The sequence below is a fragment of the Pseudoalteromonas sp. KAN5 genome (assembly GCF_022846535.1).
GTDB lineage: Bacteria > Pseudomonadota > Gammaproteobacteria > Enterobacterales > Alteromonadaceae > Pseudoalteromonas > Pseudoalteromonas haloplanktis.
In genome coordinates this window covers 1,330,671-1,345,282 of the sequence record NZ_AP025589.1, presented here as the reverse complement: position 1 = coordinate 1,345,282, position 14,612 = coordinate 1,330,671, and the positions used below count along the sequence as shown (strand labels likewise).

Below are 14,612 nucleotides of genomic sequence, written 5' to 3'. Positions count from 1 at the left end.
AAATAACCATCATAGCAAAAATAAAAACCATCCCACGATTTATGATTTTACACAGCGCCGTAGATTCTGAACTGTAGTAACTTACCATCACCATTCGGGTTATCATACACCCAAGATTCAGTAGTCAATTCTGAATTACTTATTGATTGTCGGGTTCCAATAGTGATGCCACAAGTGGAAAACTGATTAATAGCGATATAAACAACTTAACATTGAGCGGGGAAATACCGACAATACTGTAAGCCGCCGAAGGAATTTAGAAAAAAATACGGTAGATTTTAGAATATATGAATTATGTTAAATAGAAGCTGTTTTACTTTGTTTAAGGTCAATCTGCTTTGATTTAAACATTGTTTGAATGGTGTTTAATGTGGCTTTGAAGATGAAAGGGTTTAAACACTGTTTAAACCCTTTTTAAATTTAAGCGTTGCTATTAAATGTTGTAATAACTTTACTTTCCCACTTATGTGCGCGTTTGCAGTGGTTGTCACCATCAAACGGTTTGGCTAACCAGTCGATGATCAGCATTTGAGTGTAATAGCGTGGATCATCCCTTAGCCTGTAACTTCGCGCCGATATCGACTCAAGCCGTGTGCCGTGGCAAATGCTGCAGATAGTTATATCTATGCTGTACAAACTGTTAAACGCCCAATTACTGCCGCATAACGCAAATAACGACAGGACGATAAACGGGGCGATAAATAACAAGCCGCAGAGCACATAACCGAGTAGTGTTGTTAGTGTTTTTAGTATCGTGATCATCATTTAACCTCAAAAGTAAGGGGCTAAAAAGCCCCTTGTTGTTAATTCGGTATTTTCCACGTTGCAGCAAAGTTATCTGTGGCGAGCTGGTGCGCTTCGATTATCTCGGCTTTTGTGCAATCAACCATTACACCTGTTCCCACGTCCGCAGTTGACCACGGAATAATGTCCGTGGGTTCTAGCGTCCAGTGCTTTATTAAAGCATTGGCTAAGCGCGTGATACTGGTTTCATCAGCATCAAAACATTTGCCGCTGGCCGTGGTAACTTTTGCGTTATCAATCTCCGCTTGGCGTCGTAACTTAAAGATAGTAATGGCATACGGTTCTAGCACTTCAAGCGCGGTTTTAAGCGCTGGCCGCTCTGGTGCTGTTGGCTCTGGCCGTGGCTCGACCTCGGTTAAACTCCCATCTTCATTCGCCACCGGCTCTGGCACGTTAGCGTTGTACTCGTTAACTCGGTTTAGCTCAACCAAATAATCGTAGTAGTCACGCGCCCATTGCCATTGTTCGCCTTGCGCTGCAATTTCGGCAAAACGTTCGATGTGCTGAACCTTGCCTTTAGCGATAAGCTGGGCCAAGTCTTTTACTATTGGCCCTTGCTTAAGGGTTGGTAAACCCTGTTCGTTAAGAACAGGGGCTTGCTCGTCATCTAGGACGATAAAATCTAAAATAGCATCGAGTTTATTTGTCATTTTTAATCCATCCCAATGGTTCAACACAACGCGCAGTACCGACCAAAACAGTGTTACCGTTTTCGTCCAGCATTGTGCTTTGATTATCTACGATGTGAATTTTGCTATCATCGCCCCAATCAGTGCCGTCATGTTTAAGCTCGGTGTAAGCGTAATTGATAAAGCCTTGTTGGTTTACAACAACGTTATAATTGAGGGCTTTGAAAGCAGGGCTAGCATTATTTGGAGAGACTAATTGGAGGGTGTCGTGAGTCATACCACCTCGGCTTGAAAGTAATTTATTATCAAATATTGAAAATCCAGATAAAGGTATTGAGCCATACGTAAGTAAATCACTTTGTGAGTCGGTGGGTATCTTTGAAATTAAATCAAATGCAAAAGAACGACCCGCAATATCAAGGCATCGAGATCCAAAATAGATGTCCCCTAACGGCCCGTAAACGTCCGAGTTCATACTATTATTCATCGTTTTTGCTTTGGTTTTATACTGCCAAATAGTTACTTGATTTGCAGGCATATTTGCAAAAGAAGTCATAGTGTTCTTTGCCGACTTATCAATGTTGGTGGTGGATTGAGACCACGTTGCGCCACTATTTAACGTATGTGTGCGAGTAATATCTGTGCCTGTTCCCGTATACGGTCTAGTAAGCTGAAACTCACCCTTTGCGCCATCAGGCAAGTCGGGTAACCAACTACCACACCAGCCATCTTTTAAATCATCACAAAGTAATATTTCTGACGGTGGGCCTTGCACATCAGTATGATAATAGTCATCACTTATAGAACTGGTAGAGTTTGACTCATGGATAAGATATACCTCGGAAGATAGGGCACCGCTTCCGTCTGGAAACTCACCTTGAATGACTAAGGTATCACTTAATAAGCACTTAACTGTTGAATTGTTACTGTCATACATCTTTTGTAATTTAAAGATTAGATCTTTTGTACGATCTACAACAATAATACTATCACCATTTATAACTCCAAAATCGGAGGTGTCCATGTATAAAACAAGACTCCCTTGATAATTTATCCATTTAGATGTTTTGTTGGTGTGGGTAGATGTTAACCAATATTCATTATCAATAACCTTACTGATTTTGGGTAGTTCTAACCCACGATATTCACCCGCCTTAATTGCTAAATCGGCCTCTGCAAAATCTTCTTGAGTTAAACCCCACGCTGAGTAACGCATATCACGACATACACCGCCTTGGCCGCTGGCGTAAATTGCGTCGTAGTAACGACCATCAGGACGACCATTTTTACCGCTTGCAATAGAGCCTGAACCCGCCAGTAATTTAGCCGAGTCAAAACAATCCGCTTTAGATACAAACGAAACACTTGTTTGTGACCAGTCTTTATCATCACTAGCCTTAGTAGCGCCTAATGGATTGAATGAAGGATGGTATAGTCCTGTATTTAGGCGATTTACTGTACCACAAACATAGAAGTAGCATTCGCCGTTAACGGCTTTTGCGCCCGCAGTATTTGCATGTGCTGTAAAAGCACCTACAGTTGGTAGTTTATTGCTTGTCCCTAAATATCCCCTGTAATGGCTAAAGGAGCTGTTTCCTTCAAAAGCTGTATCATCATCTGTTGCACCTTGCACCTTTAGTCGAGACTTAGTATCAAACCCCCCATGCAATAGATAACTATCAATCAAAGGCCAATCCCCATTACCAGCACCAGCAAGACTACGCCCACGAACACACCACTGGTAAAATTTACCCGTAGCATCATCAAAGTAGATATTATTCTCAGGGTCACTTACGATTACTCTGCGCTGTGCTTCACTCGCAGTTTGCCAGTTAATCCCTCTACCACGGCTCGAAGCATCCCCTTCGTACCATGCAAAATAAGAATTAGGGCGTAAACTGCTAATTAAACCTGTAGCAACGCCATTAATATCCGTTGCTTGGCTTTGGATTAATCCGTACTTGTAAACAAACGGGTCAGCATCGTTAATCTCACGCAAGAACGCTTCAAAGCCACACATATCAACGCGGTTAGTCACAACCTTATTAGTTTCAGTTTCACTGGCAAACGCGATTGCGGCAGTGGCATGTGTAACACTAATTCCTGTAGCGCTGTCATAAGTACGTGTACCATCTTCGGCTTCGGGAAGTAGCACCCTAACACCATAGGCATCCGTTTTTAGGCTCTCCAAGATAGTCATACACCCAGCAATATGGATTATTGATGGGTAACTTTTACTCTTGCCTGAAACTACCCCTGTGTAGCCACTCCCCATCCCTAGTCCTATTTGACCATCCAGAGATATCCCCGAAGAACCGCTGGTCATTACCCCCTCATTTACAATAGAGAAAGCAGTACCACCACCATGCTTACCAAAATGCACAAACCCACTTGCAGCAAACTTTTCATTGTTCGCAGCGCGGCGGGCTTCAAACTCGACTTTACGCATTGCCCACGGATAAGGATGGTATGCATCCATCTGTGCGGCGTTGTCAGCTTCAATTTGCTTTAACGTTTTAACCGTTGTTGTGGTGCCGTCTTGATTAGTGAACGTGACGGTACCCATATCCGTTTGCCAGTTTTGCATGGCCACAAAGTTGTCATTGACGTTTTTATTGGCGTTGTTAATAGCATCCACGGCGGCCCTAAAATCACCGGTGGTGGGAATAACCGTGGCGGGTTGGCTTGACTGGTTACTGTTAGCCCAGTTTTTAACCAGCTCTATGTATTGCTGATTGGATGAACCAACATAACCGCGATTTATCTCAACTAAAAACCCTGCTAAGAATAAAAAATCACCCTGTCTAATATTAGCGATACTTTCACCGCTGTTGATTGTGACCACTTTAAAGCCGTTGGTCACGCTGGCTTGACTGGCTGTAAATGCTGCCATGGTTTAGTCCTCGTTGATTAAATTAATTTAGTTACTACCTGTCACGACAATAGATACAGAGCGTGAGCCTGATATTGTTGTGCTACCTTCGGCGTACGGAAATGCCACGGTATTCGCTACTGCCCTAAGCTGTAATGGCTGACCTGCAGTGACGGCCAAACTCGTATTTGTAGATGCTCCCGCAGAGACTGTAATAATCATCTCTGGTCCTTCTTGCGAACAATGAGCTGTACCCGCAGCATTATTACCCGCTAGTGATTGCCACGTGCTTCCAACTAACCGTTCTATAGTTATGACGGAATTGGGTTTATATGGCGCTGCAGGGCAGGTGCCACTGCCAAAGCCACTGCCGGTGGCCGAGACGCTTGCCGCAATAGTTATTGATGTGGTGCCGCCAGGTATTGTGAAGGGGCCTGTTAGTACGCTAAGCGCACCTGTTGTATTCGTCGCTTGTCGAGATATAGATAGCGTGCCCGCCTGAAACGTGCCCCCAAAATAAAAGCTGCCGGTGTTGGTTTTATAGCTAACTGCGTTGCTCTTACTCATGCCTGAGTAAATTGGCTCTTGTGTTGTAGCGTTCCAAGTGACGCCGTTTATTTTTGGCCCGTACCAGGATATTAAATCGGTGCTTGGCCCGAACGGTGTGGAGCGTCCAACAATATCCAAATAATTTGAACTCGGCTCTGTGATTACTACCTCACCACCCATAATTATTGGTGATGTGATTTTAGTTCCCGCTTTAAAAGAATCCCCATCCACAGAGCCTTTGATAAACGCGTTACCATTGACTAACAGCGTATAACCAACCCACGTTGATCCATTGTATTTTTTGGTAGTTTCAACCGTTGGGTCACTGTTTTTATAAATAGTAACAATATCGTCAATAACGGGTATACCACTTGGTACCGCGCTGTTAGCTGTACCGTCATACCATGTACCATTTGTATTGCCTATGGTGTAGCGGCCAGCGCCACGGCTACCATTTGCACCCGTTAACCCTGTGTATCCTCTTGGGCCTTGTGGTCCAGTCGCACCGTTTTGACCATCTGCCCCTTTAAATAATGACCATGTGTAATTAGCTGGGTTGGTTGACTCTGTAGCCGTGATTTTATTTACCGCAATACCTATGTATTTAGTGTTGCTGTTAGGGGTTTGATACATGCCAGAACCGTTGGCGTTGTCGCTGTATGCAATCCAAGTGTAGGTCGTTTTGCCGTCAGCGCCTTTGGCACCAGGCACACCGTCGTTACCATTAGCGCCATCTTCACCTTTAATTTTTGACCATGTGTAATCAGCGGGGTTGGTTGACTCTGTGGCCGTGGTTTTATTGTAAGCAAAGCCAATATACTCTTTGTTGGTGGGGGAGTTACTAAGCCCCGCACCACTGGCATTATCAGCATATTTTAACCATGTGTACGTAGTTAAACCGTCATCGCCTTTTGGCCCCTGAATACCTTGCGGGCCAGTGGCACCGTCAACGCCATCCTGACCATCAACACCGTCTCTACCATCCGCGCCATCTTGGGCTTTAATGTCATCTAGTGAGCTAACTTGGTGCCCATCACCAAGTACTAAACGGCCTTTAAATATGTGTACTGGGTTTAACGGATCAGAGTTATCAACATAGGACGTGGGAACAAACGTGTCACCCACCATCACGCCTTGGCGGATAACATCACCCACTAAATCAAGGCTGGCAATTTCACCGTCGTTATAGCCCGCAATACCCGTTACACGGCCATTGTTATCCAACGTCCAGCCACCGCGAGCAACGAGCTTGCCATCAACCGTGGTAAACAGTTGACGTAGCTGTTTAATGCTGGCGTTGTTTTCACCGTCGCTGATCTGCATGTTTGCGATAAATTCAGCCAATGGGCCATTCACCCAAGAGCCACCATCGGCAACACATTGCACCGCGTCATTTTCGCTGGTGATTTGGCCTTGGGCATCTAAGCAGTAACCCACGGCAGTACGGGTGTACTCTTGCGCTTTAGATATAGCCTCTGTTTTAGCAGCCTCTGTGTCCGTTTCGATTTTGCTGGTAAGCGTTTGTTGTAACGTGCTAAACGCTTGGTTTTGGCTTGCGAATGTTTCGCTTACTTCGTCAAAGCTGGCGATTGTGTCTGCAACAAACGATTCAAACTCAACATCACGCAGGGTGTTGGCTTCATCAATGGTGGCAATAGCTGTGGTTACATCACTAAAACGAGCGGTTACGTTATCAAACGTGGCTTGATAACGCTGATCACGTACTACGCTTGATTGATATTGATTAGCTACCGCCTTGTTTAGTGACGTAATAATTGCGTTGCTGTTGTTAAAAATGGCTGCTAACTCAAGCTGTTGTTGAGCCAAACTTTCAAGGTCTGTTGTTTGTGCTTGCAGCTTTTCGTTAGCAAGTGACGCTTTAACATTGAGCGTTGCCAAGTCCTGGTCTTGCATCATTTTGTTATACGCGGCAACAACGTCATTTAAGCCCTGTGCTTGCTGCTCAAGCTCTAAGCCTTGTATTTGTACAATGCTCGTTGTTACCGCGCCCTCGGCCGCATCTAAGCGTTGCTGCACATCTGTAAATTTGGCATCAACGCCACCCTCAGCGGCGTTATAGGCTGTAATGCGGTCGGCAATATAAAGCTCAGCGCCGTTAATAAACTGCTGAGCATTATTGGCTTTAGTTAACGTTTCGTTGTCGTCAAACTCTTGCAGCGTGGCTGTTATGCTGTATTGAGTATTAAACGTGTCTATCAGCGTTTGTACATTACTTTGCGTTTGATAGCCCTGCAGCGTTACCCATGCAGCACCAATTTCAACGGCGCGTTGCACGGCTGGTCCGTCAATCCAGGTATGTCCTGCCGCCTCACATGCAACGGCATCGTCTTCATCGACACGTTCGCCGTTTTCATCAACACAATAGCCGGTTACTGCCCGAGTAAATTCATTCGCTGTGGCAAGCATGGCTAAATCTTGCGTTTGAAATTCAATGCGTAATTGACTGCCTAGCGTTGCACGGGCTTGCTGCTCGGTGATCACCAATTCATCAAGGCGATTTAAATCAGCCTCAGCGCTGCCCATTCGTAATGATAGTTGCTGCTGTGCGTTGGCTGTAACGGTTATATCGTCTGCATTGGCTTGTATTAAATCGTACGCAAATGAAATGTTGTCGTTAATACCATTGGGTTTATCAACAAACTGGGTGATCAGGTTTTCAATGGTACCCTCAGCCGCGTTAATCCACTGCTGCGCTTCTTTAGCGGCGGTGATTATGCCCTCATCGTTAATCTGCTGGATAGTCGCTGTTATGTTGTATTCACCGTCAAACGTGCTAATGAACTGCTGTACATTGGCGGCGGTTTGATAGCCTTTGCTATTAACAAAAACGGTGGTGTAATCGTTAATTAACTGTACAAGGGGGCCATCAACCCATTCATGGCCAGCGGCAATACATGCTAGGGCGTCAACTTCATCAACTTTATTACCCTCTGCATCTACGCAGTAACCAACAATGGCATCAACCCGTTCGTTGGCTTGAGCAACAGAGCGCGTACCTTCGCGGGTTATTTCGGCTCGCAGCTCACGTTCAGAGCTTGAACGCGCTGTACGCTCGTTTGCAAATGCTTGATTTAGGCTTGTTAAAAACGCGGCGTTTTGGCCGTATAAGCCAGCAAGTTCGAGCGTTTGCGTTGCCAGTGATTCAACATCGTTACTTACTGCAGTAAGCTTTTGGTTAGCTACAGATAAGCTAAAGCTTTGCTCGGCCAGTTCCTGGTCTTGCTGCATTTTGTTGTATGCGGCAATAACCTCATTTAAGCCCAGCTCTTTTACATCAAGCTCTAAACCGCTGACTTGGGTAACGCTTTGGCTAATTTCACCTGCAATGGCATCTATTGTTTGTTCAGCTGTGCTAATACGTTGGTTTACGCCATCGTCACTGTTTAAAATGCTGGTAACTTGGTCGCGAATCGTGGCGTTTGCACCGTCGATCCACGTTTGCGCTGCGTTAGCTTTTACTATGATGTCTTGGTCGTTAAACTCTTGCAGCGTGGCTGTTATGCTGTATTGAGTATTAAACGTGTCTATCAGTGTTTGAACGTTACTTTGCGTTTGATAGCCCTGCAGCGTTACCCATGCAGCACCAATTTCAACGGCGCGTTGCACGGCGGGGCCGTCAATCCAGGTATGTCCTACCGCCTCACATGCAACGGCATCGTCTTCATCGACACGTTCGCCGTTTTCATCAACACAATAGCCGGTTACTGCCCGAGTAAATTCATTCGCTGTGGCAAGCATGGCTAAATCTTGCGTTTGAAATTCAATGCGTAATTGACTGCCTAGCGTTGCACGGGCTTGCTGCTCGGTGATCACCAATTCATCAAGGCGATTTAAATCAGCCTCAGCGCTGCCCATTCGTAATGATAGTTGCTGCTGTGCGTTGGCCGTAACAGTTAGATCATCGGCATTGGCTTGTATTAAATCATACGCAAATGAAATGTTGTCGTTAATACCGTTTGGTTTATCAACAAACTGGGTGATCAAGTTTTCGATGGTGCCATCCGCTGCGTTAATCCACTGCTGCGCCTCTTTGGCGGCGGTGATTATGCCCTCATCGTTAATCTGCTGGATAGTCGCTGTTATGTTGTATTCACCGTCAAACGTGCTAATGAACTGCTGAACATTTGCCGCTGTTTGATAGGCTTTGCTATTAACAAAAACGGTGGTGTAGTCGTTAATTAACTGTACAAGGGGGCCATCAACCCATTCATGGCCAGCGGCAATACATGCTAGGGCGTCAACTTCATCAACTTTATTACCCTCTGCATCTACGCAGTAACCAACAATGGCATCAACCCGTTCGTTGGCTTGAGCAACAGAGCGCGTACCTTCGCGGGTTATTTCAGCTCTTAATTCACGTTCAGAGCTTGAACGCGCTGTACGCTCGTTTGCAAATGCTTGATTTAGGCTTGTTAAAAACGCGGCGTTTTGGCCGTATAAGCCAGCAAGTTCGAGCGTTTGCGTTGCCAGTGATTCAACATCGTTACTTACTGCAGTAAGCTTTTGGTTAGCTACAGATAAGCTAAAGCTTTGCTCGGCCAGTTCCTGGTCTTGCTGCATTTTGTTGTATGCGGCAATAACCTCATTTAAGCCCAGCTCTTTTACATCAAGCTCTAAACCGCTGACTTGGGTAACGCTTTGGCTAATTTCACCTGCAATGGCATCTATTGTTTGTTCAGCTGTGCTAATACGTTGGTTTACGCCATCGTCACTGTTTAAAATGCTGGTAACTTGGTCGCGAATCGTGGCGTTTGCACCGTCGATCCACGTTTGCGCTGCGTTAGCTTTTACTATGATGTCTTGGTCGTTAAACTCTTGCAGAGTAGCTGCAATGCTATACTGAGTATTAAACGAGTCAATCAGCGTTTGAACGTTGCTTTGTGTTTGATAGCCCAGTGCGTTAACCCAAGCCGTTGTGGCATACTGAGCCATAATACCTGTGGCCGCATTAATGTCTTGCTCAAGCTCTGTGGTGCGGGCGGTTATATCAGCAAGGGCTAAATCATTTGCGCCGCGTTTACCAACCTCGATAAAATCAATATCACACGGCCCTAAGTCAAACTCTAAGCTGGTAATGGTGCCTGTATAGCCTGCTGTGCCTGTGGCATCGAGGGTTAAGGTCTCAAAATCATTACTTGTAGGTTCAGGCAAATGTAGGGCAGTGGACCCACCATTAAATTTAATATCGCCGCGCCAGGTTGTGCCCACATGTTTACGAACGCGCAGGCGAAACATGGGGTTTTCATCCGCGTTATAGCTAATGATGGGGCTACTAATCTGGGCGGTGGCCACGATGTAGCCGGTTGCGTTATGGCTATCCGGATCAAACCCTTCATCACTTGTATTAAATTGCCAGCTATAGGCTGGTTGCAGTGCCGCTAATGCACCGGCTATTTGCCCCTCAACCTCAGCAAAGGTGGCTTTTTGATTTATTTGCGCGGCTTGTACAATAAGCTGCGCCTCGGCTTTGCTTATGCGGTTTTGAGACTGAGTAATTTGTTGTGACGCCAGCGTAATTTTACTATTCACACCCTCAATCATTAGCGCGGCGCTATTAAAACTTTCTTCGGCAATGGCATAGGCGCGGTTAACGATGGTGCCCGTATCCGGATCAACATACACGGCGGCATCAATTAAACGCTCGTTATTAAACGTGCGGCGTTCGTACTCGCTACGCCAGTTTGTGTATGCACTGGTTACGTTTAATAAACTTAAGCCGAGGTTTTGTTGCTCTAACCGCTGCTGCTCAATCGCAATATTATTGATTTTAATCAGTGCGGGTAAGCTGTTTTGATTTGATTCGTTTAATACCTCGGTAACACGCTCTAAATCATTTATCTTGCTGTTTGAGTCAGCTAGTTGCTGTTGTAAGTTGTTTGGATTTTCAGCGTTAATAACATCCACAATATCAACAAGCTGATCAATCTTAATCGGGATACCGTTGGGGTTCTCTGCGTCGAGTACTTCAACAATATTTTCAAGCTTATCAATCTTAAACGGTATACCGTTGGGGTTCTCTGTGTCGAGTACTTCAACTTTAGTGCTAAGCCCCGTGATAGCATCAATGTTTTGTGCGATTAAAGACGGTAAGTTGTTTTCGGTTTCAGGGCGCAGGCGATCAACTTGAGCGTTTATGTCTGCAATAAGGGTTTGGGCGTCTTCGCTTAATTTAGTGAGCGGTAATTCATTAATGTACTCGGTTAAATCGACTGTTGTGGTGGTTGCCGACACATTAACCCAGTCACTTGCGCCCAAGTGATTAACGCTGCGCACTCTAAATTTATACTCAGTTTCGCTTTTTAAACCAATGCGGTTATAAATTTGTGCTAGCACACGTTCGCCGCTTTGCGGTTGTGCTGCAGTGCCCAAAAACTCCCACTCAAACGCGGTGCCAATGCCAGCTGCAGCAATCTCAGCGGTCAACGTAATTTGGTTGTAATCCGCCGTTACATACACAGTCGGTAAGGTCGGGGTGAGTACACTAAATTGCACAGCAACAAGCTGTGAGCGTTGGCCAAATATGTTTTTAGCGCTAATACGCGCGGTGTACTCACCTAACTGCAAATTAGGTATTACAACTTGCGTATACGTAACAGAGGTTTTAAATACCGGCTCGTTAGCCGCAGTATTAATAAACTCAACATCGTATTCGTTTACTGCAAGCGGGGTCGGGTGGTTCCATTTGATTATGCCGTTACCGTCACCGTCTATTGTTACCCGTACATCAAAAACAGGCTGAGGTTTACCCACCAAATAGTCACTGTTGGGGGTTAAATCTTGCGCACCAGGAATTATGTTATCAGCCCATAAATCGGGGCCATCTTCAACACACATCAAGGTCACGCCGCCGTCTAATCTAAAGCGGCGCTCGGTTACACGGTAAATTTTATTGTTAATCGACTCGCGGGGTAAGTTTAAAAGCACAGTACGGCCAACGGCAGCCGCTAAGCCTTTATGTTTAAGGGGTAGCTCTATCTCACCAAGGCGGGTTTGTTCTAAGTGGATTGTTGCTAAGCGCTGCGCTGTGGTGCTACTGCGTACAAATGGCAGAGAAATCGACTTTTCTAATACCTGATTATCAATGGTTTGATACCCAGCAGACACAACGGGCGGGGCGTCTGTACGGTCGTAGTTTTGCTCAGGGTCTGTAAATGTGGCTCTAACAACATTGGCGCGGTCGCGTAAATCAGCATGCCATTTAATTTTAATATTGCCGTGTACATCATCCTGGTTAATTGTGTACGTTGGGTTGCCATACCAGGCACCAACACGTACATACCACTGGCCCATTTGTCTAAAAATTTTACCCGCAAAGCAGGCCTCTAACTGGTTTAACACCTCACTTGGTTTGGTGCTAAAGGTAAAGCTGCCATTGGTTGTGTAGCGCGGCTCAGTCGTAACAACGCCCTGAGCGTCGGTAAACTCTGCGTCTTCATCACATACGTTAATGGCTGCAATCCACCACTGCATTGGCAAACGGCTAAACGGCACCTCATACGCGCCATAAAACCGCACATAGTGCAGGGCACATAACACAGCGTTTTGTGTCCAAAGCCAGGTACTTTCATCGTCAGGGTCTTGGGCTGTATCGCGTGGGTCCCACACTCTAGCACCGCGTATTAAAAATCCCATATCGCCAATGCCGTCTTCAAACACTTCGCGATTATTTTCAATTTCAATAAATATATAACTTTGGCCAAAGCCAACGTGTTCGCTCGTCCAGCCCGCCATTTTAGCCACCGCTTTAGCGTTGGCAGTAGTTTGGCGGCCATCGCTTAACTCATAATCCCAGCTTTCACTTGGGTATTCGCTTAGCTTTTTATCAGCAATATAGATTTCTTCGAGCGCATCAATGGGCGCGCCGTTAATTAAAACAATTAACTGCATCCATTTTTTATCGTTCTTTTCAACCTCAGCTTGGTGGGCAATAACACCGCCCACTAAGTCGCGGCCAAAGGTAATACGGCGGGGTTGGTCTATGCCTTTTTGTAAGCCTTGGCCAAGGGTGGCTAAATCATTTTCGGGCAGGTCAGGGGAGAGTGAATCCCATAAAGCGCCCACAGTTTTATCAAATACACTGCGGCCTAGGCCAAATATATCGCCGCCCGTATCAACAACAGCATCAACAACCTTAGACATTACGCGGCTCCAAAGGGTACACCGCTTTTACAGCAGTCATGGGCAAAGTAACTAAACCGTATTCACCCACGCACACTACTGCGTTAACAGTGACTATGCCGCCCACAAGCTCACCTTTAAATTCAACTAACGCCAAATCACCTCGGCGGGCGTAACTAAGCGCTATCGCTGGGTTTAAACGCTCTTTAAACACGCTTTCAACATCGTTTAAACCACGTTTAAATAGTTGTTTAAACGCACCACTTTCAGTGCGGTATTTACCCCTAAAATCGGCAGCTACATCGTTACCGGTTGCAAACAACACCCAATCAGCGACTAAAAGGCAACAATCATTTTTGCCCCATTTAAACGGTTCACAGTTACGTTGGTTTATAAAAGCAGCAAGCTTAGCGGCGACGTTCATTGCGGTTGCCTCCTATGTAGTTACCAGGTTGTGTATCGGGTAGGTTTTGTTTGTTCGCGGTGGTTTGTTCACTAAAAAATACATCACCCGGGTAAAGTGATTTTTGGGTGGCGTCGTTCCAACGTTGATTTAAACGGGCTTCTTTCCAGCGCTCGCTTTCACCTGCAACGCTAAGCTGAATTTGCGATACATCGCCGCGCTCTACGTCACACGCCACAATGTAGCCGCTTTCAAGTAGCTGACTTTGGCTAACGCGGTAATGCTCATCAACGGTTACCAAGTAAATTTCACAGCCCTGGCTAATGGGGTCGTTTTCGGCTACCTCAGCTAATACAGCCTGGTCTTGGGTATGCAGGGTTAAACGTATACGGGCGCTGTCGTTTTTATCGTTGGCGGGTATTTCACTCACGGTGCCAAGCATGCCTACGCCGTACCAGGTTAAATTAGCAAAGCGGCGCTCACCAACCCCAGTGTGTAAAAGTACATCGCCGCTTTTAAACGCCAGGCGTACAAAAAAGCGAGCACGGCCACTGGTGGCTAAATCAGCAAGCAGGGCGGCGTTTAGGCTTTCCATTAAAACGCCTCCCGTCCTTTAATTTTCCAGCTGGTTACAATGCCGTTTTTATACTGGGCACTGGCAAGCCCTTGCTTGTTATCAGCAAGGCGGAATAAACCAACTGGTTGTTTAAAAGTAATTAGGGTGTTGTCTGCAGGTATTTTACGCAGTGGGGATTCAAATATTACTGTGGCGCGGCCAAGTGAGTCCGTCACTAAGTCTTGGGTTAATACTTTGAGTTCGGTGTTTTGGCCAACACCTACTTGCATACGTTCGCCAACAACCAGCAAGGTTTGGTTAGCGGGTAGGCCATCAACAGTTAAAATATTACCGTCTTGGTTTTCACCCCGTACATAGCCCACAAAATCTTTATCAAGTTGCTCACGGCGGTAATCAACTAAAGTAAAGGTGCCCACTTGGCCGCGCAGGCTGGCAATAAAACCATCAAGGGCCAACGCATCACGCTCAGGCACATTGGCAAGCTCTATTTCAAACTCCCAATACGCACCTTCAAGGTCGTAAACCTCGGTCGCGTTATTGGCTTTATTTAAATGTATTTGGCTATTAGGTACTAACGTAAAGTTAGAGAGTTTAGGCCGTTTGGGTAGGGGGAGTGGTTGCATCGTTACCAAGTTTCGT

At 45.8% G+C, this 14,612-nt stretch carries 7 protein-coding genes; all 7 read right to left on the bottom strand.

Translation table 11 applies throughout. From position 1 onward, the window contains the following. Positions 1-420: 420 nt before the first annotated feature. The 7 genes from KAN5_RS05890 to KAN5_RS05860 are packed head-to-tail and all read right to left on the bottom strand — an operon-like array spanning position 421 to position 14,596. Positions 421-765: a hypothetical protein gene (locus KAN5_RS05890; protein WP_244390720.1), complete on the bottom strand. Its 345-nt coding sequence runs from the start codon at positions 763-765 to the stop codon at positions 421-423. 38 nt (positions 766-803) lie between these two features. Beyond that, positions 804-1,454, bottom strand: a complete 651-nt coding sequence (locus tag KAN5_RS05885; protein WP_244390719.1) for a hypothetical protein — start codon at positions 1,452-1,454, stop codon at positions 804-806. Continuing rightward, positions 1,444-4,326 carry a hypothetical protein gene (locus tag KAN5_RS05880; protein ID WP_244390718.1) on the bottom strand — a complete coding sequence of 961 codons (2,883 nt, stop codon included), beginning with the start codon at positions 4,324-4,326 and terminating at the stop codon, positions 1,444-1,446. Before KAN5_RS05880 ends, KAN5_RS05885 begins: the two co-directional genes overlap by 11 nt. Before the next feature lie 27 nt (positions 4,327-4,353). Further along, positions 4,354-13,014: a hypothetical protein gene (locus tag KAN5_RS05875; protein WP_244390717.1), complete on the bottom strand. Its 8,661-nt coding sequence runs from the start codon at positions 13,012-13,014 to the stop codon at positions 4,354-4,356. Continuing rightward, positions 13,007-13,417, bottom strand: a complete 411-nt coding sequence (locus tag KAN5_RS05870; RefSeq protein WP_016709739.1) for a hypothetical protein — start codon at positions 13,415-13,417, stop codon at positions 13,007-13,009. Before KAN5_RS05870 ends, KAN5_RS05875 begins: the two co-directional genes overlap by 8 nt. Next, positions 13,401-13,991 carry a hypothetical protein gene (locus KAN5_RS05865; protein ID WP_244390716.1) on the bottom strand — a complete coding sequence of 197 codons (591 nt, stop codon included), beginning with the start codon at positions 13,989-13,991 and terminating at the stop codon, positions 13,401-13,403. Before KAN5_RS05865 ends, KAN5_RS05870 begins: the two co-directional genes overlap by 17 nt. Continuing rightward, positions 13,991-14,596, bottom strand: coding sequence for a hypothetical protein (locus KAN5_RS05860; protein WP_244390715.1), 606 nt, complete (start codon positions 14,594-14,596; stop codon positions 13,991-13,993). The genes KAN5_RS05865 and KAN5_RS05860 overlap by 1 nt, the downstream gene beginning before the upstream one ends. Positions 14,597-14,612: the final 16 nt, after the last annotated feature.

Excerpts from the sequence above, each read along its gene's own strand:
- KAN5_RS05890 (WP_244390720.1), bottom strand. The coding sequence starts at position 765 with ATGATGATCACGATACTAAAAACACTAACAACACTACTCGGTTATGTG.
- KAN5_RS05885 (WP_244390719.1), bottom strand. The coding sequence starts at position 1,454 with ATGACAAATAAACTCGATGCTATTTTAGATTTTATCGTCCTAGATGAC.
- KAN5_RS05880 (WP_244390718.1), bottom strand. The coding sequence starts at position 4,326 with ATGGCAGCATTTACAGCCAGTCAAGCCAGCGTGACCAACGGCTTTAAA.
- KAN5_RS05875 (WP_244390717.1), bottom strand. The coding sequence starts at position 13,014 with ATGTCTAAGGTTGTTGATGCTGTTGTTGATACGGGCGGCGATATATTT.
- KAN5_RS05870 (WP_016709739.1), bottom strand. The coding sequence starts at position 13,417 with ATGAACGTCGCCGCTAAGCTTGCTGCTTTTATAAACCAACGTAACTGT.
- KAN5_RS05865 (WP_244390716.1), bottom strand. The coding sequence starts at position 13,991 with ATGGAAAGCCTAAACGCCGCCCTGCTTGCTGATTTAGCCACCAGTGGC.
- KAN5_RS05860 (WP_244390715.1), bottom strand. The coding sequence starts at position 14,596 with ATGCAACCACTCCCCCTACCCAAACGGCCTAAACTCTCTAACTTTACG.